General features: G+C 72.6%; 19 protein-coding genes. 7 read left to right on the top strand and 12 right to left on the bottom strand.

The genetic code is table 11. From position 1 onward, the window contains the following. Window positions 1-57: 57 nt before the first annotated feature. The 5 genes from J2X60_RS11515 (at window position 58) to J2X60_RS11495 (ending at window position 5,511) form a co-directional block, all read left to right on the top strand. A complete protein-coding gene (locus J2X60_RS11515; protein ID WP_071294616.1) occupies window positions 58-603 on the top strand; it encodes an RNA polymerase sigma factor in 546 nt (181 codons plus the stop codon). Then, a complete protein-coding gene (locus J2X60_RS11510) occupies window positions 600-1,394 on the top strand; it encodes an anti-sigma factor domain-containing protein (RefSeq protein WP_309887580.1) in 795 nt (264 codons plus the stop codon). Before J2X60_RS11515 ends, J2X60_RS11510 begins: the two co-directional genes overlap by 4 nt. Before the next feature lie 28 nt (window positions 1,395-1,422). Beyond that, window positions 1,423-2,589, top strand: coding sequence for a hypothetical protein (locus tag J2X60_RS11505; protein WP_309887578.1), 1,167 nt, complete (start codon window positions 1,423-1,425; stop codon window positions 2,587-2,589). A gap of 56 nt (window positions 2,590-2,645) precedes the next feature. After that, window positions 2,646-4,205, top strand: a complete 1,560-nt coding sequence (locus J2X60_RS11500; protein WP_070418895.1) for a UDP-N-acetylglucosamine 1-carboxyvinyltransferase — start codon at window positions 2,646-2,648, stop codon at window positions 4,203-4,205. Window positions 4,206-4,368: 163 nt separating this feature from the next. Then, window positions 4,369-5,511, top strand: a complete 1,143-nt coding sequence (locus J2X60_RS11495; RefSeq protein ID WP_309887577.1) for a DUF475 domain-containing protein — start codon at window positions 4,369-4,371, stop codon at window positions 5,509-5,511. 78 nt (window positions 5,512-5,589) lie between these two features. On the opposite strand, the gene J2X60_RS11490 is transcribed toward J2X60_RS11495, so the two are convergent. The 8 genes from J2X60_RS11490 to J2X60_RS11455 are packed head-to-tail and all read right to left on the bottom strand — an operon-like array spanning window position 5,590 to window position 15,153. After that, a complete protein-coding gene (locus J2X60_RS11490) occupies window positions 5,590-6,360 on the bottom strand; it encodes an SDR family oxidoreductase (protein WP_309887575.1) in 771 nt (256 codons plus the stop codon). Window positions 6,361-6,395: 35 nt separating this feature from the next. Then, the gene (locus J2X60_RS11485; RefSeq protein ID WP_309887573.1) at window positions 6,396-7,970 is read right to left on the bottom strand and encodes an ABC transporter ATP-binding protein; all 1,575 of its coding nucleotides are present in this window, start codon (window positions 7,968-7,970) and stop codon (window positions 6,396-6,398) included. Then, window positions 7,967-8,857 (bottom strand): ABC transporter permease, encoded by an 891-nt coding sequence (locus J2X60_RS11480; protein ID WP_309887571.1) that lies wholly within the window; start codon window positions 8,855-8,857, stop codon window positions 7,967-7,969. Before J2X60_RS11480 ends, J2X60_RS11485 begins: the two co-directional genes overlap by 4 nt. Further along, window positions 8,854-9,837: an ABC transporter permease gene (locus J2X60_RS11475; protein ID WP_309887569.1), complete on the bottom strand. Its 984-nt coding sequence runs from the start codon at window positions 9,835-9,837 to the stop codon at window positions 8,854-8,856. The genes J2X60_RS11480 and J2X60_RS11475 overlap by 4 nt, the downstream gene beginning before the upstream one ends. Beyond that, on the bottom strand, window positions 9,834-11,393 hold the full coding sequence (locus tag J2X60_RS11470) for an ABC transporter substrate-binding protein (protein ID WP_309887567.1): 1,560 nt from the start codon (window positions 11,391-11,393) through the stop codon (window positions 9,834-9,836). Before J2X60_RS11470 ends, J2X60_RS11475 begins: the two co-directional genes overlap by 4 nt. Window positions 11,394-11,432: 39 nt before the next feature. Next, complete coding sequence (locus J2X60_RS11465; RefSeq protein ID WP_309887565.1) at window positions 11,433-12,755, bottom strand: NtaA/DmoA family FMN-dependent monooxygenase; 1,323 nt, start codon at window positions 12,753-12,755, stop codon at window positions 11,433-11,435. Next, window positions 12,752-14,095, bottom strand: coding sequence for an LLM class flavin-dependent oxidoreductase (locus tag J2X60_RS11460; protein WP_309887563.1), 1,344 nt, complete (start codon window positions 14,093-14,095; stop codon window positions 12,752-12,754). Before J2X60_RS11460 ends, J2X60_RS11465 begins: the two co-directional genes overlap by 4 nt. Further along, window positions 14,092-15,153, bottom strand: a complete 1,062-nt coding sequence (locus J2X60_RS11455) for an LLM class flavin-dependent oxidoreductase (RefSeq protein WP_309887561.1) — start codon at window positions 15,151-15,153, stop codon at window positions 14,092-14,094. The genes J2X60_RS11460 and J2X60_RS11455 overlap by 4 nt, the downstream gene beginning before the upstream one ends. 136 nt (window positions 15,154-15,289) lie before the next feature. Here J2X60_RS11455 and J2X60_RS11450 point away from each other — a divergent pair, with 136 nt between their 5' ends. Together J2X60_RS11450 and J2X60_RS11445 are read left to right on the top strand one after the other, a co-directional pair. Next, a complete protein-coding gene (locus J2X60_RS11450; RefSeq protein WP_309887559.1) occupies window positions 15,290-16,099 on the top strand; it encodes a DUF427 domain-containing protein in 810 nt (269 codons plus the stop codon). Window positions 16,100-16,230: 131 nt separating this feature from the next. Beyond that, window positions 16,231-17,811 (top strand): Na+/H+ antiporter, encoded by a 1,581-nt coding sequence (locus J2X60_RS11445; RefSeq protein ID WP_309887557.1) that lies wholly within the window; start codon window positions 16,231-16,233, stop codon window positions 17,809-17,811. 71 nt (window positions 17,812-17,882) lie between these two features. On the opposite strand, the gene J2X60_RS11440 is transcribed toward J2X60_RS11445, so the two are convergent. Genes J2X60_RS11440 through J2X60_RS11425 form a run of 4 tightly spaced genes read right to left on the bottom strand, consistent with a single transcriptional unit; the run spans window position 17,883 to window position 21,141 of the window. Continuing rightward, on the bottom strand, window positions 17,883-18,422 hold the full coding sequence (locus tag J2X60_RS11440) for a DoxX family protein (RefSeq protein WP_261647243.1): 540 nt from the start codon (window positions 18,420-18,422) through the stop codon (window positions 17,883-17,885). Window positions 18,423-18,479: 57 nt separating this feature from the next. Then, a complete protein-coding gene (locus tag J2X60_RS11435) occupies window positions 18,480-19,235 on the bottom strand; it encodes an FAD:protein FMN transferase (protein WP_309887555.1) in 756 nt (251 codons plus the stop codon). After that, a complete protein-coding gene (locus tag J2X60_RS11430; RefSeq protein ID WP_309779492.1) occupies window positions 19,232-19,681 on the bottom strand; it encodes an FMN-binding protein in 450 nt (149 codons plus the stop codon). Before J2X60_RS11430 ends, J2X60_RS11435 begins: the two co-directional genes overlap by 4 nt. Then, the gene (locus J2X60_RS11425; protein WP_309887553.1) at window positions 19,678-21,141 is read right to left on the bottom strand and encodes a ferredoxin reductase family protein; all 1,464 of its coding nucleotides are present in this window, start codon (window positions 21,139-21,141) and stop codon (window positions 19,678-19,680) included. The genes J2X60_RS11430 and J2X60_RS11425 overlap by 4 nt, the downstream gene beginning before the upstream one ends. Window positions 21,142-21,227: the final 86 nt, after the last annotated feature.

Here is a 21,227-nt window from a genome sequence, read left to right as displayed (position 1 = left end):
ACGTCCGCCGTACGATCGGGTCACGGCCGACGACGACCACGCCAGCGACAGGATCCAGTGACGACCACTCTCCCGGACGACAGCGAGCTCTCCGACGCGTTCAGCGCCGGGAGCGAGGACGCCCTGCGCGCCGTCTACGACCGGTGGTCCCCGCTCGTCTACTCCTTGGCGCTCCGCGCGCTGGGCGACCAGTCGGCGGCCGAGGACGTGACGCAACAGGTCTTCGTGAAGGCCTGGCGCCGGAGTGCCAGCTACGACCCGGAGCGGGCCCCGCTCGGCGCCTGGCTCGTCGGGATCACCCGGAACTGCATCGCGGACGCCTTCGCGGAACGGACACGGCACGCCAGGACCACCGACCCGACCGTCGTCGAGGAGACCGCGGCGGCACCGGAGTCCGAGTTCGACCTGGCCGAACGCGCACTGGTCGCGGGCGAGCTCGACCGGCTGGACGACGTGCCACGCCGGGTCATGCGCTTGGCGTTCTACGACGAGCTGAGCCATCGTGAGATCGCCGAGCGGCTCGGACTCCCCCTCGGCACCGTCAAGAGTCACATCCACCGAAGTCTGGCTCGGCTCCGAACACGTCTCGAGGTGATCGAATGAAGCACGTCGACGACGAGACGCTCGCCATGCTCGCGGTCTCCGGTGTCGTGGCCGACGACGCCGTGACGGAGCACCTCGCTGCCTGCGCCCGGTGCCGTGACGAGGTCTCGGACCTGCAGCGCGTCGCCGCCGTGACGCGGTCGTCCTCCCACGTCCGGCTCGACGCGCCCCCGGAGGCGGTCTGGGACCGCATCGCCGCCGAGGTCCGGGACGGTCCGCCGCGCGTCCCGGCGGAGTCACCCGCACCGGTCGCGGTCTCCGGAACGGGCCGCCCAGGAGGAACGACCCGCCCCCGCGGACGGGTCACCCCCGGTGGTCCCCGCGTCCACCGCCGTCGGCGCGTCCTCCTGACCGTCGCGGCCGTCGTCGGGGCGTTCGCGATCGTGCTCGGGATCGGCGTGGCGACGGATGCCCTGCCCGGGCTCCCCGGCTCGGCGTCCGAGACCGTGCTCGCACGGGCGGAGCTCGACGCGCTGCCCGGATGGTCCGGGGCCGGTGGCACCGCCGAGCTGGAGCGGGACCGCGACGGGCGGCTCTCGCTCGTGGTCGACCTGCGCGGCGGGACCGGACGAACGGGTACCGGTGCCCTGCGCGAGGTGTGGATGATGCGCTCCGACCTCGACGGGCTCGTCAGCGTGGGGTTCCTCGACGGTGACCGCGGGCGGTTCACGGTCCCGTCGGGCATGGACACCGCACGCTTCCCGGTCGTCGACGTCTCGGCCGAGGCGGACGACGGCGACCCGGCGCACTCGGGCGACTCGATCGTGCGCGGCCGGCTCGCACGCCCCTGACCGAGGGCATGCGCAGTAGCCTGACGCCGTGATCACCCCCGAGGACCTGCTCGTGGGCCCCCGAGGCCGCCGCTTCTGCTTCGAGCTCCTCGGACACGCGGCCGACGAGTCGTCCACGGTCGCCGAGCACCTGTACCAGTTGGGCTTCTGGGCGGAGTACCACCTCGAGCGTGATCGCGGAAACGCTTCTTCGCTCTTCGGACCCGGTGCAGACCGACCGGAGCCCGCTCCGGCGACGTCCGAGGTCGTCCACGCGCTCGAGGCGGTCATCGACAGGGTCGACCCGCGGTCGATAGACACCACGCAGGTCCTCCGCGCGCTCGCGGACACGGCCGACACCGCGATGTCCTGGCAGGAGCCGGACGCGACCGACGCCCTGCTCGCCCGGGCCGACTTCGCCCCGGCGCTCGCCCGGCTCGCGAGCACCTGGGCGTCCCTCCCCGCGGTGACCGCCGTCGTCGAACCGCCCGGAGCGGTGACGCAGTGGAGCACGGTCTTCGACGGCGAGCACGGGCGGCACCCCGACCGCGGCGCCGGTCCGGGAGCAGCAGCCCGGAGCCTCACTTCGTGGCAGCGCGCACTGACGACCGAGGTGGCCGCCGTGCGGCCCCGCGATCGTCGTCGCCCGGCCGCGGCGAACGTGAGCGGCTCCTGGTGGTCGACACCCCCGTCCGAGCTCCTCACCACCACCGCCGCCGTCGGGACCCTCGGCCCGATCGGGCTCTGGGCGGTGGAGGACGGGCTCGGCTGGGAGCGTGCCACCGTCGCGCCGCTCCACCCGTCAGCGGACGTCCGCGTCCTGGTGGTCGACTCCGCGGAGGACTGGGGTGCGCTCTGCCGCCGGTGGTCCGTCGACGTGAGCGACACGACGCGCCGGCACGACTGGTACCGCACCACCGGCCGCGACGGACGGTGGCTGACACCGGACTGGTCCGCGCTCGCCGAGACCCACGACGCCGTCCACGTGACCGTCCACGCGTGGCTCCGCGCAGCCGGCACCGCCATCCCGGTCGGCCCCGACACCGCGAGCGTCATCGCCGGGTGGACGCCGGGCACCACCGTGTGGCTGCGCGACCCGCAACCGGTGGTCGACGACGACGCCGCGACGGTCTGGACCTTCGACGGTGACGCGTTCCGCTGGACGACAGGTGACGGCGAAGTTCTCACAAACGGTGTATTCCCGACTCAATGCTGAGAAGTCTGGGCGTTGTCCCCCGCGATTTATCTCATGAGCGTGTTAGCGTTCCCCTCATGACCGACACCACCATCGTCGCTCCCCCGACCACCCCGGCCCCGCTCCGCGAGGTCGGCGCCCTCATCCGGGGCGCCCGCAAGGGTCGCAGCATGACCCAGGCCCAGCTCGCCGAACGCGTCGGCACGAGCCAGAGCGCCATCAACCGCATCGAGCAGGGCGGCCAGAACCTGTCCCTCGAGATGCTCACCCGCATCAGCGACGCCCTCGACCAGCAGATCGTCTCGATCGGCGGCGCCCCGCAGCGTGCCCACCTCCGCGTGCAGGGCGGCCGCAAGCTCAGCGGCTCGATCGCGGTGAACTCGAGCAAGAACGCCGCCGTGGCGCTCCTGTGCGCCTCGCTGCTCAACCGCGGTGTGACCCGCCTGCACAAGGTCGCGCGCATCGTCGAGGTCGACCGCATCATCGACGTGCTCCGCAGCCTCGGTGCGACCGTCACCTGGTCCGAGGACGGCGAGACCCTCGAGATCGTCGCCCCGTCCGACCTCCGCCTCGACGCGATCGACGCCGATGCCGCCCGCCGGACCCGCAGCGTCCTCATGTTCCTCGGTCCGCTCAGCGGCCGGTACGAGTCCTTCCGCCTGCCGTACGCCGGCGGCTGCGACCTCGGCACCCGTACGGTCGAGCCGCACCTCATCGCCCTGCGCCCGTTCGGCGTCGACGTCGAGGCGACGTCGGGCTGGTACGAGGTCGACGTGGCGAACACCGAGGTCCCGACGAAGTCGGTCGTCCTCACCGAGCGCGGCGACACCGTCACCGAGAACGCGATCCTGGCCGCGGCCGCCCGCGACGGCGAGACCGTCATCCGCAACGCCAGCCCGAACTACATGGTGCAGGACCTCTGCTTCTTCCTCGAGCTCCTCGGGGTGGAGATCGAGGGCATCGGCACCACCACGCTCCGGATCACCGGCAAGAGCCGCATCGACGAGGTCGTGGACTACTGGCCGAGCGAGGACCCGGTCGAGGCCATGAGCCTGCTGACCGCCGGCATCGTCACCGACTCCACGCTCACCGTCACGCGCGCACCGATCGAGTTCCTCGAGATCGAGCTCGCGACCCTGGCCGAGATGGGCCTGCGCTTCGACGTGACCGACGAGTACCCCGCCGCGAACGGTCGCACCCGCCTGGTCGACATCACGGTGCACCCGTCCGAGCTGCACGCGCCGATCGACAAGATCCACGCGATGCCGTTCCCCGGCCTGAACATCGACAACCTGCCGTTCTTCGTGGTCATCGCCGCGATGGCGGAGGGCACCACGCTCGTGCACGACTGGGTCTACGAGGGCCGCGCGATCCACCTGCTCGACCTCACCCGCCTGGGCGCGAGCGTGACCCTGCGCGACCCGCACCGGCTCGACGTGACCGGCCCGACGCACTTCTCGGGTGCCGAGGTCAGCTGCCCGCCTGCCCTCCGCCCCGCCGTGGTCATCCTGCTGGCGATGCTCGCGGCCAAGGGCGAGAGCGTCCTGCGCAACGTCGGCATCATCGCCCGCGGCTACGAGCAGCTGCAGGAACGGCTCAACTCGCTCGGCGCGTCCATCGAGACGTTCCACGACTGACGCACCGGAGGCCGCACCCGGCCGCCTGCCGACGTGACCCGATGGCCCGTCCCCGCAAGTGGGGACGGGCCGTCACCCGTCCCGGGTGAACCGAGCCGTTCCTCCAGGCCGATGCCCAGGAGCGCTCCACTGCCCGCCCAGGCCGACGGTGCTGGATGGGCTGATGGCCACGAGATCGCTCCTGACCGTCCCCCTGCTCACCACCGTCGCAGCCGGCGCCCTGGCGTGGTTCGTGCTCGGTCCGGCCGCGGCGCTCGCGTTCGTCGCGCTCGCGCTCCTCGAGATCGCGATGGCGGCCGACTCGTCGGTCCCGATGGCCGGCATCGCCTCGCGCCTGCACTCCCCCGCGCGGCGACTGTTCCTGTCGCTCGGCATCGTCGCGGGCGTCCTCGCGATGCGTTTGCTGCTCCCACCGGCCGCGGTGGCGGTCGGCGACGCGACCGACCCGGCGAGCTCGGTGGGCGAGGCCGTGTTCGCACCGGGCTCGTTCTCGGCGCACCTCGCCGAGGTGCGGCCGGCCCTCGCCGCCTTCGGCGCCGCGTTCATCTGGCTCGTGTTCGCCGAGTACCTCTTCAACACGGACCGCGCGTCGCGTCGGTCCTGGCTGGGCCGACTGGAGGCGCGGCTCGCCCGGGTCGCCCGCCCTCGCGTCTGGTCGCTGGTCACCGCCGGCACCGGGGTGCTGCTGACCTCGGTGCTCGTGGGGGTCGACGCCGGGTGGTCCCCGTCGACGCTGCTGCCGGTGGTCCTCGGCGGGACGATCGGCATCGGCGCGTACCTCGGATCGAAGCGGATCGCGGCGTGGGCGCTCCGGAGCACGGACGGGACCGACACGGCGTCGATCGGGACCGGGAGCGGCGCCTGGCGGATCCACGCCTACGCCTCGACGGTCGTCTTCGAACGCGGGCTCGTGGTGTTCATGCTGTTCGAGATCCTCGACGGGGTCTACAGCCTGTCCGGCTCCGGGGTCCTCGGCGGTGACGGGCTCGGGGCGCTCGAACAGGCAGCCGTGGCGATCGCCGCGATCGGGGTCGGGGCGGTGTTCCTCGCGCGCCTGACCTCGCGGCTCGACGAGGCGTCGGGGCTGAAGCGGCTCCGGTACCTCAAGGCGGGGGCGGCGTACGTGCTGGGCATCCTCGCGGTGCTGCTGTGGACGAGCCTGCTCGTGCCGATCCCCGGCGTCGTCGTCGGGTGGTTCGGCAGCGTCGTGATCGGCCTGGCGCTCGCGACCTCGCTGCCGTGGGGTGCGTGGTGGCGGCGGGCGCGGCGGTCGTTGCCCGGTGGGGCGCACGCCGCTCGGGGCTGAACGGTCCGCCCCGCGGCAGACCCGCGCCGTCGAGGACTCCGGGTGCGCGCCGAGCCGCACCGTCCCTCCTGTCCGGTGTCAGCCGCGACCGACGAACGGCATGGCGGTCGGCATTACCGTCAGGTTCGGCACGTTCGTGCCGGCCGGCACCCCGGCCATGTACGCGACCGCACGGCCCGTCTCGGCGACGTCCATCGTCGGTTCGGGGCGGATCGAGCCGTCCGCCTGCATCGTCCCGTCCGCCGCGCCCGATCCCATCGTGGTGGCGGCGTTGCCGATGTCGAGCTGCCCGCAGGCGATGCCGAACGCCCGACCGTCGAGCTGGAGCTGCTTCGTCAGGCCGGCCACCGCGTGCTTGGCGACCGTGTAGGGCGCGGAGAGCGGACGCGGTGCGTGCGCGGAGATCGAGCCGTTGTTGATGATGCGGCCGCCCTGCGGTGTCTGAGTCCGCATGATCCGGAACGCCTCACGGGCGCAGAGGAATGAACCCGTGAGTGTCACGGCCAGCACCTCGTCCCAGGTGTCGAGCGTGATCTCGTCGAACTGCGTCGCCGACGCCCCGGTGCCGGCGTTGTTGAACAGGAGGTCGAGTCGGCCGAACCGCGCGACGGTCTCGTCGAAGAGCCGTCGGACGTCCGCCTCGACCGAGACGTCGGCGACGACCGGCACGATGCGCTCCGTGACGGCCGCGACCTCGTCGAGCGGGCCACGCCGCCGTCCGGCGACCACGACCGTCCACCCGTCACCCGCCAGCGCGAGTGCGGCGGAGCGGCCGATCCCGCTGCCGCCGCCGGTCACGACGGCGATGCGGGTGTCACGCGCGCGGGCGGGGATCGTGTCGTCGCTCATGGCGGCACGCTACCGCGGACGTCCGCACCCGTGTGTCATGCGTCGACCACCCCGTCGGGCACGGACGCGACCAGGCCCGCTCGCCGACGGAGGTCGAACGCGGCCGCGACCAGCTCCCGCGTGCGCGGGTGCCGTCCCGCGTCGAACAGCTGCTCGGCCGGACCGACGTCGACGATCCGCCCGGCGTCGAAGACCGCGATCCGGTCGGCGACGCGACGCACCACCGCGAGGTCGTGCGACACGAAGACGCATGTCGTCCCGGTGGTGCGCTGCAGGTCGAGGACGAGGTCGAGGATCCGCGCCTGCACGGACACGTCGAGCGCCGAGGTGGGCTCGTCGCACACGACCAGCGGGACGGGACCGGCGAAGGCCCGGGCGATGGCGACGCGCTGCTTCTGTCCGCCGGAGAGCTGCGCTGGCCGGCGGTCGAGGACCTCTGCGTCGAGTCCGACCCGGGCGGCGAGGTCCTCGGCGCTGCCCTCGCCACCGAGCAGGCGGATCGCCCGGCCGAGCACCTGGCGGACGGTCCGCCTCGGGTTGAGCGAGGCGTCGGCGTTCTGGAACACGACCTGCACGGGCGGGGTCCGTCGCCCGGGGCCGTCGCCCGCGGCGGAGGCAGCCGTCGTCACCGTGCCGTCGTAGCGGACGAGGCCGGCGAGGGCGCGTCCGAACGTGGTCTTGCCGGAGCCGGACTCCCCGACGACGCCGAGGACCTCGCCCCGGTGCAGGTCGAGGTCGATGCCGTCGAGGGCGACCGCACCGTCGTACTCCTTGCGGAGGCCGCGGACCGACACGAGCACGTCGTCCTCCGTGGTGCCGCGGGCGGCCTTGCCCGCGGTGATGTCCGGCAGCGCCTCGACGAGCTGCACCGTGTACGGCTCGGACGGCGCACCGAGCACCGTTCGGGCGGAGCCCTCCTCGACGAGCACGCCGTGCCGGAGGACACCGACCCGCTCGCAGTGCGCGCCGACGAGCGGCAGGTTGTGGCTGATGAGGAGCGTGGCGAAGCCGGTCTCCTCGCGCAGTTCGTCGATCAGCGCCATGATCCCCGCCTCGACGGTGCTGTCGAGGCCGGTCGTGGGCTCGTCGAGCACGAGCAGCCGCGGCCGGGAGACCAGGGCCATCGCGATCGCGACGCGCTGCTGCTGCCCGCCGGACAGCTCGTGCGGGTACCGGACGCCGATCGTGTCCGGGTCGGGCAGGCCGACGCGGGTGAACGCCTCGACCGTGCCGGACTCGGCCTCGGCCCGCCCGGACCCGGTGGCACGGAGCACCTCGGCGACCTGACGGCCGACGGGCATCGTCGGGTTCAGCGCGAGGCCCGGCTCCTGGTGCACGACCGCGACCACGTCACGCCGGAAGAGCCGGAGCCGTTCGCGGCGGAGCGTGGGCACGTCCGAACCGTCGACGGCGATCGCCGCCGCTGAGACGTCGGCATCCGGACCGAGCGAGGCGGTGAGGGTCCCCGCCACCGTGCTCTTGCCGGAGCCGGACTCGCCGACGAGGCCGTACGATCCGCCCGCCTCGATCGTGAACGACACCCCGTCCACGACCCTGACGCCGCGGTACGCGACGGTGAGTCCCTCGACCCGGACCAGCGGTTCGCTCACTCGGCGACCTCCTTGAGGTTGTCCGCGATGAGGTTCGCGGCGACGACGATCGACGCCACGGCGACGCCCGGGAAGACGACCGTCCACCAGGCGGCCTGCAGGTAGGCGCGGTTCGCGTTGATGTCGAGGCCCCAGTCGGCGGCCGGTGGTTGCGACCCGAGGCCGAGGAAGGACAGCGACGCGGTGATGAAGATGGCGGCACCGAGGCTCAGGACGGCCTGCACGACGAACACCCCGACGACGTTCGGCAGGAGCTCGGTGAGCATCGCCCGGAGCGCACTCTCTCCCTGGAGCCGGGCCGCCTGCACGTAGGACTTGCCCATCTCGACGAGCACCGCGGCACGGACGATGCGCGCGATGCCCGGTGCGAAGAGCACGCCGACGATGAGCACGAGCGCCGGGGTCGAGACGCCGAACGCCCCCACGAGCACCACCAGGAAGATGAGGCTCGGCAGCGCGAGGAGCACGTCGAAGAACCGCATGAGGGCGGTGTCGACCCAGCCGCGGTGGAAACCGGCCACGAGTCCGAGCGTGCCCCCGAGGACGGTCGCGAGCGCGGCACCGAACGGGCCGATGACGAGCGCCGGGCGGGCTCCGGCCGCGACCCGGGCGAAGACGTCACGCCCGAGCGAGTCGGTACCGAACCAGTGCGCCGCACTCGGCGCCTGCAGGAGTTCCCCGGTCTTCGCGAACGGCTGCAACCCGAGCGCGTGCCACCCGGCGGCGAGGACGACCCACCAGACGAGGACGGCGACCGAGACCAGGAACGTCGGCCGACGCAGCAGCGCGCGCCAGCCACGGCGGGCACGGCGCGACCCGACGGTCTGCTCCGGCCCGGTGGCGACCGGGGCGTCGGTGGCGAGGGCTCCGGGGACGACGGCGGTCATGCGGTGACCCGCCGTTCGAACCGGATCCGGGGGTCCACCACGACGAACAGGAGGTCGGTGAGCAGCAGCGCGCCGAGGGACAGCGCTCCGGCGAGCATCACGCCGCTCTCGAGCAGGAGCACGTCCTTCCGCTCGGCGGCCGACACGAGCAGCGCGCCCAGCCCCGGGTACGAGAAGAGCGTCTCGACGATCACGCTCCCGCCGAGCAGGGTGCCCAGGTAGATCCCGAGCACCGAGAACGTCGGGATGAGCGCGTTGCGGACGACGTGCCGCCGGACGATCTGACCGGTCGTCAGCCCCTTCAGCACCGCGGTCCGGTGGAACTGCGACCGGATCGTCTCGATGACCCCGGCCCGCACCATCCGGGTCAGGACGGCGAGGTACGCCAGGGCCAGCACGACCGCCGGCAGGGTGAGCACCCGGAGCCGCTCGCCGAACCCCGCGTCGAGCGCCCCGGACGCCTGCACGGGCACGACGCGAAGCCACACCGCGAAGACCAGCAGCAGGACGATCCCGACCACGAACTCCGGGATCGCGGAGACGGTCAGCAGGCCCACCGTCACGGCACGGTCCGACCGGCGCCCCTGGCGGTAAGCCTGCACGGCGCCGAGCACGAGGGCGACCGGCACCATGATGACGAAGGCGTACGCGCCCAGCAGGAGCGAGTTGCCGAGCCGTCCGAGCACCAGGTCCCGCACCGGCTCGGAGTACACGAAGCTCGTGCCCCAGTCGCCGGTCACGAACCCGCCGATCCAGTGCAGGTACCGGCTCACGAGGGAGCCGTCGAGTCCGTGGTCGACGTTCCAGGCCTGCACCTGCGCCGCCGTCGCGTACTGCCCGAGCGCGTTCCGACCGGGGTCCCCCGGGACGACCTGGACCAGCCAGAACGTGAGGATCGAGACCACGACCAGGACGAGCGGGATCTGGACGACCCGCTGGCCGACGAGGGACAGCAGACGACGGCGGCGCGCGGTGCTCATGACGAGGTGACCCCGATCCCGCGGAAGTCGAACCCGCCCGGGAAGTCCTGCCCGGACCGGAAGGTCCCCGTCACGCGCTTCTGCAGCAGGATGCTGCTCGACGCGAACGCCGGCACGATCACCGGCAGGTCCGTCCACTCGATCGTCGCGATCCGGTCGGCGAGGTCCTGCCGCTCGGACTTCGACGTGGTCGACTCGTACTGGTCGACGAGGGTCTCGAGCTCCGGGTTCGAGTACTTCGACGCGTTCCAGGCGGCGCCTGACCGGTAGATCAGGTCGACGTACTGGGCCGGCAGTCGCTGCGCCCAGTTCGTGATCGTCACGGGGGCGTTGAGCCACGGCGTGTCGGCCCCGTCGGCGTAGTACTGCGCGCTCGTGAGCACCTTGAGCGTGACGTCGAACCCGCCGACGGCCTCGAGCTGCTGCTGCACCACCTGGGCGAGCGCCTTCTCGGCGTCGAGCGTGGTGATCTCGAACGACACGGTCTTGCCGCCGAGGAGCTCCCGCACCTTCGCCGCGTCCTGCGACCGCTGCTCGAGGCCCTTCGGCTGGATCGCGGAACTCGGGAAGAACGTGGTGTCGTTGCCGACCTCGGCGTTCCCGCCGTAGACCGTCTTGACGATCTCCTTCCGGTCGAGCGCCAGGGCGAACGCCTCGCGGACGTCCGGGTCGTCGAACGGCGCCTTGGTCACGTCGAGGAAGATGCCGTCGAACTTGTTGTAGTACGGCTTGGTCTCGTTGTAGTCGGAGGCCTGCAGCGTCGAGGTCGCGGTCGGGCTCGACGCGATCTGGTCGATCTCGCCGCTCTGGAAGGCCAGCAGCTGTGCCTGGTCGTCGGCGTAGAACTTCACGTCGACCTTCTCGAGGTCGACGTCCTTCGCGTCCCAGTAGTCGGGGTTCTTCGTGAACGTCGCGCCCTGGCCGGCGGAGTACTTCGACAGCACGAACTGGCCGGCACCGACGGGCTGCTTCGCCCAGTTCGTCGACGCCGTGAAGCCGGCGGGCTGGATCGTCGTGTTCGAGCCGGTGAGCAGGTAGGGGAAGTCGGCGTAGGGCTTGTCGAGCGTGAACTCCACGGCGGAGTCGCCGTCCGCGGCGACGGACCCGAGGATGCCCTCGAAGCTCGACTTGCCGGGCGACTGGCTGTCCGTGCCGATGATCGAGTCGAACGTCGCGACGACGTCCTTGCTCGTGAGGGCGGCGCCGTCCGAGAACTTCAGGCCGTCGCGCAGGGTGACGGTCCAGGTGCGCCCGTCGGACGAGGCCTTCCAGGAGTCGGCGAGCCGGCCCTCGAGCTTGCCCTGCGCGTCCTGACTGAGGAGTCCCTCGGATGCCAGCCCGACGATGAACATCGCGTTGTAGTCGGACGTGGTGAGGGGGTTGATGGTGCTGTCGGGCTCCTGGAGGCCGAGCGTGTAGGTGCCGGCGTCCGACGAGCCGGACGAGGCGTCGCCGCCGGACGAGCACGCGGCGAGGGTGAGGGCGAGGGCGGACGCGGTGGCCGCGAGGGCGAGGCGCTTGAGGCGACGCCGCCGCGACGTGAGGTCGACGGTCATGGTTGGCTCCTGGGGTTCGGGGTGCAGGGGGTGGTGCGGTCAGCGGTGCGCACGGTCGGGCACGCGGGGGTGTCCGAACCGCTCGCGCAGGGTGAGGTCGTCGTACGTGGTGGCGGTCCGGCCGCGGCGCTGCAGCTCGGGCACGACGTGGTCGACGAAGCGGTCGATGCCACCCGGCAGGTACGGGAACTGCACGATGAAGCCGTCCGCTCCGCCGTCGTCCGCGAGTTCCTCGAGCCGGTCGGCGATCTCCGGCCCGGTGCCGGTGAGCAGGCTCCGCCGGTACGACCACGAGTAGACGTCGCGGGGCGTCGCCGGCCCGTCCGCGAGCAGGCGCTCGACCGCGGGCTTCGGCGACCGGGTCTCGTTCGAGGTGTCGAACTCCTCGGCGTAGTCGAACGGCACGTCGACGTCGCGCCCCGACAGTTCCTGGCCGATCTGGTGCGACACGTCCTCGAGGATGAGCGCGTCCGGGGTGAGCGCCAGGACCGCGTCCGCCTCGGCCCGGGCGACGGCGGCGGTCTCCCCCACGACCGGCATGACCGAGGGCATGATCTTCACGGCGTCGGCAGCGCGACCGTGCCGGACCGCCCGGGCGCGCAGGTCGTCGACGAACCGACGGACGTCGGCCGCGGACCCACCCCGCGTGAACACGGCGTCCGCGGTGTCGGCGGCGAGCTCGAGGCCGGACTCGGAGCCGCCGGCCTGGAACAGCAGCGGGTGGCCCTGCGGCGGCCGGGCGATGTTGAGCGGACCGCGCACCCGGAAGAACTCTCCGTCGTGGTCGAGCCGGTGCAGCCCGTCCCGGTCGGCGAAGATCCCGGACGCGGCGTCCGCACGGATCGCGTCGTCGTCCCAGCTGTCGAGCAGACCGTGGACGACGTCGACGAACTCGCGGCCGCGCTCGTACCGGCGGGAGTGGTCGATGTGCGCGTCGCCGCCGAAGTTCCGGGCCTCTTCGTCGTAGCGGCTCGTGACGAGGTTCCACGCCGCGCGGCCCCGGCTGATGTGGTCGAGGGAGGCGATCGTCCGCGCCACGTGGTACGGCTCGTTGTAGGTGGTCGAGACCGTCGCCGCGAGTCCGATACGGCTGGTCACCTGGGACAGCGCGGCGAGCAGGGTGAACGGCTCCGGGCGGAGCGCGCCGTAGTGGTCGACGCCGGACGGGTACCGGTCCCAGAAGTACAGGCCGTCCGCCAGGAACAGCGTGTCGAAGAACCCGCGCTCGGCGCTCTGCGCGATGTGGCGGTGGTGGCCGATCGTCAGGTGCTCGGCCGGCCGCGACGACGGGTGCCGCCAGCCGGTGACGTGTGCGCCGCCGGGGTGGAAGGCGAACGCACCGAGCAGGATCCGGTCGCTCATGCCGAGACCTCCGCCGTCCGGAGCGTGCTCGCCGGTCGCGCCAGCCCGAGGTGCTCGCGCAGGGTGTCCCCGCGGTACGTGCGGTCGTACACGCCGCGGCGTTCGAGCTCCGGCACCACCTGGTCGACGAACCGGTCCACGCTCACCGGGATCGACGAGAACGCGAGCATGAAGCCGTCCGCGGCGTCCTGCTCGTAGCGCTCGGTCAGCCAGTCCGCGATCTGCTCGGGTGTCCCGGGCAGGAACCGGCGCCGCAGGATCGTCCGGTAGACCTCGCGCAGCGTCGTGGCGTCCGCGGCGATGCGTCGGATCGACTCGTACACCGACTTCGACTGGGTGATCGACGACTCGTCGAAGACGTGTTCGAACGGCGCGTCGAGCGGCCGGTCGGACAGGTCGGTCTGCAGGTAGTGCGAGAGCAGGTCGAGCGAGACGCGGTCCGGCGTGAGCTCCTCGATCTCGTCGAGCTGGCGCAGCGCGTCCGCCTCGGTGTCGCCGATGACGGGCGACACGGCCGGCAGGATGAGCATCGACGACGGGTCGCGGCCGTTGTCGACGGCTCGGCGCTTGTAGTCGGCGTACAGCGCCTGCGCGTCGGCGATCTCGTCCTGCCAGAGCGTGAAGACGGCCTCGGCCTTCGCCCCCGCCAGCGCTCGGCCGGCCTCGGACGCGCCGGCCTGGAACAGCACCGGGTGCGCCTGGGGCGGACGGGCGATGTTCAGGGGTCCCCGCACCCGGAAGAACTCCCCCTGGTGGTCGAGGACATGCAGGCCCTCGCGCTTGGCGAAGTACCCGGACTGCTTGTCGTGCAGGAAGGCGTCGTCGTCCCAGCTGTCCCAGAGTCCCTGCACGACGTCGACGAACTCGGCCCCGCGCCGGTAGCGCACCGCGTGGTCGAGGTTGGCGTACCGTCCGAAGTTCCACGCCTCTTCGTCGGAGGCGCTCGTGACGAGGTTCCACGCGGCGCGGCCCTCGCTGAGGTGGTCGAGCGAGGCGAGCTTCCGGGCGACGTGGTACGGCTCGTTGTACGTCGTCGACACCGTGGCGGCGAGTCCGATGTGCTCGGTCCGCTGCGACAGCGCGCCGAGCAGCGTGAAGGGCTCGGTGCGGATGTTCACGACGTGGTCGATGCCGGAGTCGAACCGGTCCCAGACATAGAGCTCGTCGGCGATGAAGAGCGTCGCGAACCCGCCGCGCTCGAGCGTCTGGGCGAACCGGACGTAGTACTCCACGTCGAGGTACTGCTCCGGTTCGCTGCCGGGCAGCCGCCAGCTCGTGACGTGTTCACCGCCCGGGTAGAAGACCATCCCGCCCAGCACGAGGCCGCCGTCGCGCGTCATGCCGTCACCGCCTCTCGTGTCCGTGCCGGTGCGACCGGCCCCACCGTCGCCCCGATGCGTGGCGCGACGTCCTCCGCGAAGAGCGCGAGGGCCTCGCGCCGACGCCCCTGGTCGGCGTAGCCGTGCTCGACCTGCACGTTGAGCTGCGTGGCGTACCGGGAGTACGGCTTCGACAGGATCGACTCGGCGATGTCCTCGGCGGTGCCGTAGTGCAGGTTCAGCGACGCGGCCTTCTCGGCCAGGGTCGAGGCCGGGGGCAGGAACGACTCGCCCCACGCGTACTTCGCCTCGATGCCGGCACGGGCCTCGCGCAGCGCCGTGGCGCGGTCACGGGCCGGGTAGATCGCGGTGGAGAGCGCCACCCGCGGCACCGCGCCGTCGGGCAGCGCGTCGAGGTAGGCGGCGGCGGTGACCTCGGCCGGTACTGTCTGGGTGGTGCCGGCCAGGACCCCGTGTCCCCGGGTGGCGGCGATCGCAGCGCTGCCGGCGGTGAGGGTGGCGTCCCAGAGCCGGTCCAGCAGCGCGCTGCCGTCCGGGTTCAGTCGGGCCGTGCCGGTCCCGAGCGGCTCCCCGCGGAGCGCACCGAGCAGCGCGTCGAGCTGGGCGTCGAAGGCCGCCCGACGTGCCTCGTGCTCGGCGTGGGCGAGGTCCGGCGCGAAGACGTCGAGGGTCTCGGGGCCGCCGCCGTTCGCGACGCCGAGCTCGACCCGGCCGTCGCTGAGCGCGTCGAGCACCGCGGCGTCCTCGGCGACGCGGACCGGGTCCTCGTGCGGGAGCGTCACCGCACCGAGTCCGAGCCGCAGGGTCGAGGTGCGCTCGGCGAGGGCAGCGAAGAAGACGAACGGTGACGGCAGCCCGCCGCGGGTCGGGTCGTCGTCGTGCCGGAAGTGGAACTGCCGGACCCACGCGCTCTCGTACCCGAGTCGTTCCGCGGCGGCGAACAGGTCCAGCTCGTCGCGGTACGCCCGGCTCGCCGGCGGCGCTTCCGTCCCGTGCGAGAACACCGCGATCCGCAGTGGCACCGAGGCCACGCGGGCGGCCCGTTCGACGTGCGTCATGGAACACTCCCTCGTCAGTGGAGTGATGCAAACACGCACCACCGACGGTCCACGAGCGGCGACGTAACGGAGCGTTGCGCGACGTCACACAACGTAGGAGTGCGCACGGACGGCGTCCGAGGAGCATGATCGCCCCGTGCCGCAGCCCGTCGAATCCGACACCCTCCGCCGTCGTCACCCCGCCCTGCCGGACCATCTCACGTGGGAGCCGAGCAGCCGCTGGGTCCGCGCGGTCGTCGACGGCCTGACGGTCGTGGACACCCGTGCGCCGATCCTCGTGTGGGAGGCGGGCCACAAGGTCCCCGAGTACGGGATCCCACGAGCCGACGTCCGCACCGACCTCCTGTCGCCGGCGGACGACGCACCCGCACCGGGTCGGTCCTGGCGCCCGGTCCGACCGGCCCGACGCTGGTACCACCTCCGGCTCCCCGACCGGGTCGTCCCGCACGTCGCCTGGTCGTGGGACGACGACGGCCTCGACGGGTGGCTCGGCGTCACGTGGACCCCGGGGATCCTGGACGCCTGGTACGAGGAGGACGAGCGCGTCATCACCCACCCCCGTGACCCGCACAACCGGGTGGACGCACTGCCGAGCAGTCGGCACGTGGTGGTCCGCGACGGCGACCGGGTGCTCGCCGACTCCCGTTCGCCCGTCGCCGTGTACGAGACCGGCCTGCCGACGCGCTGGTACCTGCCCCGCGAGGACGTCCGGTTCGACGAGCTCGTCGCCACCGACACCGCCAGCGAGTGCCCGTACAAGGGCCACGCGACCGCGTACTGGGGTGTCCGACGCGCGGACGGCACCGTCGAGGACGTCGCGTGGTCCTACCCGGACCCCTTCCCCGCGGTCGCCGCCGTGCGCGACCGCGTCGCGTTCTGGGGTGAGCGGGTGGTCGTCGAGGTGGACGGCGTCCGCGCGTCGTCCGCGGTGGACCTGCGCGTCTGACGGACGGGAGGCGCGGGTCGGGCCCGACCCGCGCCTCCCGTCCGGCACTGGTCGCGACCACCGCCCGGCGCGCGTGTGCGCTGTCAGCGCCCACCGCGTTGACTGGGGTGTCGGTCGATCGAGGAGTGCGTGTGCTGGGACCTGAACTGGTGGTCGTGCTCGGCCTCGCCATCGCCCTGACGGCGGGCATCGCCGACCGCATCCGGGTCGCCCCGCCGGTGCTGCTGCTCGTCTTCGGCGCGCTGCTCGCCCTCGTGCCCGAGTTCGCGGGTGTGCAGCTCCCGGCCGACGCCGTCCTGCTGCTCTTCCTGCCGGCGCTGCTGTACTGGGAGAGCCTGACGACGTCCCTGCGCGAGATCCGGAAGAACCTGCGCGGCATCGTCCTGATGGGCACACTGCTCGTCGTCGTCACGGCCGGGGCGGTCGCCGTCCTGCTCCACCTGCTCGGCATGCCGTGGGGTCCGGCCTGGGTGCTCGGTGCCGCCGTGGCCCCGACCGACGCCACGGCCGTCGGGGTGCTCACGAAGATGCTGCCGCGACGGAACGTCACGGTGCTGCGTGCCGAGAGCCTCGTCAACGACGGCACCACCCTCGTGGTCTACGGGATCGCCGTCGCGGTCACGGTCGGCACGCAGGAGCTCACGTTCTGGGGCGTCTCGGGCATGCTCGCGCTGTCCTACCTCGGCGGCGTGGCGGCCGGTCTGGTCGCGGCGTGGCTCGGCACACAGGTGCTCCGGCGCGTCGACACGGTCGTCCTCGAGAACCTGGTGACGCTCCTCGTGCCGTTCGTCGCGTTCCTCGGTGCCGAGGCGATCGGTGCCTCCGGCGTCCTCGCGGTCGTGGCCGCCGGAATCGTGGTGAGCCAGGTCGGTCCGAAGCTCGACCGCGCCGAGACCCGTCAGCAGGTCCGCGCGTTCTGGTCGTTCCTGACCTTCCTGCTGAACGGCGCGCTGTTCGTGCTCGTCGGCATCGAGGCGATGGTCGCCGCCCGTGCACTGGAGCCCGCCGAGCTCCTGCGCGCCACCGGCGTGATCGCCGCCGTGTCGATCGCCCTCGTGCTCGTGCGGTTCGCGTTCCTCAACGCTGCCGGCGGCACCGTGTGGCTCGTCACCCGACGGTCCGGCGGAGCACCGCGCGAGGGCCACCGGGACCGGCTCGTCAGCGGTTTCGCCGGGTTCCGCGGGGCGGTGTCGCTCGCGATGGCCGTCGCCGTGCCCCGGACCCTCGAGTCCGGCGCGGCCTTCCCCGACCGGGACCTCATCGTCTTCGTCACCGCCGGGGTCGTCGTCGTCACGATCGTCGGGCAGGCCCTGGTGCTGCCGGCCGTCCTCCGCCGGGCCGCGCTGCCCGAGGACGAGTCGGTCGGCGAGGAGCGCCGCTACGCCGAGCGCACCGCGATCGAGGAGGCGCTCGACGCACTCCCCCGCCTGGCCCGCTCGACCGGCGCCGACCGAGCGACCGTGGAGCGGGTGCGGAAGGACTACGAGGCGCACCTCGACGTCATCCAGGCCCGCGAGGAGGAGGACGACGACCACCCGGCGCTGCAACGGCACGACACCGCGGTCGCCCTCGAGCTCGCCCTGGTCCGGCACAAGGCCGCGACGCTCCTGCGGTTGCGAGACGCCGACGAGATCGACGACCTCGTGCTGCGGCAGGTGCGGTCGGGGTACGACGCGGAGGAGGCGCGGCTGAACGGGGTCACCACGACGTGACGGTGCGGCTCGCGGATGTCCGGGCGGGAGGCGCGGTGCGGGCTGGCACCGCGCCTCCCGTCCGTCACGTCCTACGACTCGTCGGCAGCCGCCGGTTCCGAGGCGAGCGCCTTCCGACGCTGCGCGACCTGGACCGCGATCGCCACCGGGACCGCCGCGAGGGCGAGTCCCCGCAGCCACGGACGGTCGAAGACGTGGCCGGACGCGTGGTCGAGGGACACCGGACCGGGCCCACCGAGGGCGAACATCGCCGCCGAGAAGCCGAGGAACGCCGGGAACTCGAACCCGCCGTCGGCGTTGAAGAAGCCGTTCGGGGTGTGCACGCTCGAGGCGACACCCATGGTCGTCGCGGCGCCCGCACCGGCGATCGGGGTGGCCAGGCCGAGCGCGAGGGCGGCACCGGAGCCGGCCTCGCCGATCCCGGCCAGGACGGCGTTGCGGCGGCCGGGTCGGAAGCCCATCTGGTGCATGCCCTGGGCGGTTCCATCGATGCCGCCGCCGCCGAACGCGCCGAAGAGCTTCTGGGAGCCGTGCGACACGAGGACGGCGCCGAGGGCGATGCGGAGCAGGGTCTTGGCGGTGACGGAAGCGGTCGTGGTGCGTGAGCTCATGCGTTCTCCCGGTGCGTGGTCGGTGATGTGGTGCGCCAGACGGTACGCCGCGCGCCGTCACGCCGGTGACGGGTTCGCCACCGAGCGGACGAACGTGGACGCGCCGGGGGTGGCCCAGACCGTCCCGTCGGCGGCGAACGCGAGCACGTCCACGCCCGCGTCGCTCGTGAGTCGGCGCAGGTCGTCCTCGTCGCCGGCGACGACCGCGGTCGCGAGGACGTCCGCCGTGACGATGTCGTCGGCGATGACCGTCGCCTGGACGAACGTCGGGGTCGCCCGGCGCCAGATGTGCTCGCCGCGCTCGGCGGTGCCGGAGGTGGCGACCGCACGACGAGGTGCCTTCAGCCGGACGACGCCGACGACGGTGTCCCGGTGGGCCGGGTCGACGACGCCGACGCTCCAGGGGTCGTCGCCGCTATGGTGTCCGCGGACGAGCACGTCGCCGCCGGCGTTGACCATCCAGTCGCCGCCGCCGCTCGCAGCGTCGAGGACGGCTCCGGCGTCGCGGATCGCGAGCGCCTTCACGACGCCGGAGAGGTCGATCACGCCGTCCGGGCGGTGCGGGGTGAACGCTCCCCCGGTGCGCTCCCGCCAGTCGAGCGCGAGCGCGTACACGTCCCGCACCTCGGACGGGGTGTCCGCGAGCCGGACCGAACCGTCGGCGACGCGGCTGAGGACCGACGACGGGTCGTACAGGCTGTAGCGGTGGTCGTAGCCGGCGAAGACGGCGCGCACCTCGGATGCGGCCTCCGGGGTGGCACCCCGGAGGCTCACGACGGTGCCCATCGTCTCGAAGGTGGTGACGCCCCTCACAGCCCGGCCTTGTCGATCGCGGACTGGAGGGACGTCGTGTAGCCCTCACTGGTGAAGGTCGCGCCGCTGACGGACTGGATCTGCGCGGACTGCGCCTGCAGCGCCTCCTGGCGGAGGATCGGGGCCGCCTGCTGACTGATCTGCACCGACCGCCCGTCGCTGTTCGTCAGCTGCAGCGCGGTGACGTCGGTGATCGTCCCCTTCGCGACGGTGATCTGGACCTGCACCGGGCCGTACCGGGTCTGCGTCGTGTCGCCGGTGAAGGTGCCGGTGGCGGAGGACCCGCCGGTGGTGCCGGTGCCGGTGCTGCTGCCCGTGGTGCCGGAACCCGACGTCGTGCTCTGCTGTGCCGGTGCGGTGACCGCAGGCTGGCCGCCGAGCTGCCACCCGACGACCAGGACCGCGATGGACGAGACGACCCCGCCGGCGATGACGCGTGCTCTCATGACTCGAACCGTTCCTGGTGGATCTGGTGCTCGGGGACGCCCGCGAGCCGTGCTTCGCGGACGACCAGGTCGGACCAGGCACGCGGCCCGCAGACGTACAGGTCGGACTGGAGCAGGTTCGGGAACACGGACCGGAGGGAGACCCCGCGCCGGACGTCCTCCTCGGTCATCCAGCTCTCGCGGGAGCGGGACCGGTGGCCCACCATCGTGTAGAGCCGGCTTCCCGTCACCTCGGCGAGGTCGGCAGTCTCGTGCCACAGGTACTGCTGGTCGGCGTCGGTCCCGCGCAGCAGCACGGTGGCCTCACCCGGACGGAGGTCGGTGTCCTCGAGCAGCGACCGCACGGGGGTGATGCCGATGCCGGAGGCGACGAGCGCGAGGTACGGAGCGGTCCGAGCCCGGCTGGTGAACAGGCCGTAGGGGCCCTCGAGCGAGACGAACGCACCCGGGGTGATCCGGCCGAGTCGCGCGGAGCCGGCGCCGAGGTCGCGCACCGTGATCCGGGCACGATCGCGGCCGGGGACGGCGGAGAACGACACCGGGTGGGCGTGCCACCAGGTGCGGGCGGTCCAGAAGCGCCACACCCCGTACTGCCCGCCCTCGGTCCCGAGGCGGTCGAGGTCCCGTCCGGCGAGGTGGATCGACACGACGCCCGGTGCGATGGGCTCGACGCCGACGACACGGATGCGGTGGCGGAGCGTCACGACGAGGGGCAGGGCGAACCGGTACAGGGCGATCAGGCTGAGGGCGAGGACGTAGAGCGCGATCCAGTAGACCCGCTGCCACGTGCCCTGCGCGAGGACGCTGCCGACGCTGAGCATGTGCGGCAGCGCGACGAGCACCGCGGCGTAGCTGAGGAGATGGATGACGTGCCAGGCCTCGTACGGCAGGCGACGGCGGACCGCGACGAGCGAGGACACCACCACGGCGACGAAGAGTCCGAGTCCGAGGTAGGCCAGCGGCATGTCCGGCGTGGAGAAGAGCGCGATCGTCTCGGCGATCGGCCCGGTGCCCGCCGAAGCGCCGTACCCCAGGGTCAGGAGCGCTCCGTGCGCGAGCAGCAGGTACAGCACGGGCTTCCCGAGCGACCGGTGCACCGCGATGGCGTTGTCCTGGCCGAAGGTCCGGTCGATGAGCGGCACGCGCGCGGCGAGCACGAGCATGACGAGCACGAGGTCGGTCGCGACGAGGCCGGCGACGATCCCGGCGTCGGTGAGCCAGCCGCCGATGCCGACGACCGTGTGCGATTCGGGCGACACGAGCCAGAGCATGACGGCCACCGCTGCCGAGACCCAGGCGAGGATCCCGAGCAGGTCGGTGACGGCGTTGCGGCGGCGTCCGGCTCGGCGGCGGCGACGGGCCGCGACCTCGAGGGACTCGGCCGGTGGCAGCGTGCCACGGACGGCGCCGTCGCCGGAGTGTCTCGGCGTCGGGCGGGTGGGGCGAGCGGTGTCGATCATCGGCTCGTTCCTCTCCAGCGTGTGATCGGGTGGCTCACAGCATCGGCATCGGAGCTATGGAGGAACCCGGAACGGGACGTGCGCTT

Source organism: Curtobacterium sp. 320 (assembly GCF_031455235.1).
Lineage (GTDB): Bacteria > Actinomycetota > Actinomycetes > Actinomycetales > Microbacteriaceae > Curtobacterium.
Note: the sequence above shows the minus strand (reverse complement) of the source record. Positions and strands in the feature narration are given on the sequence as shown.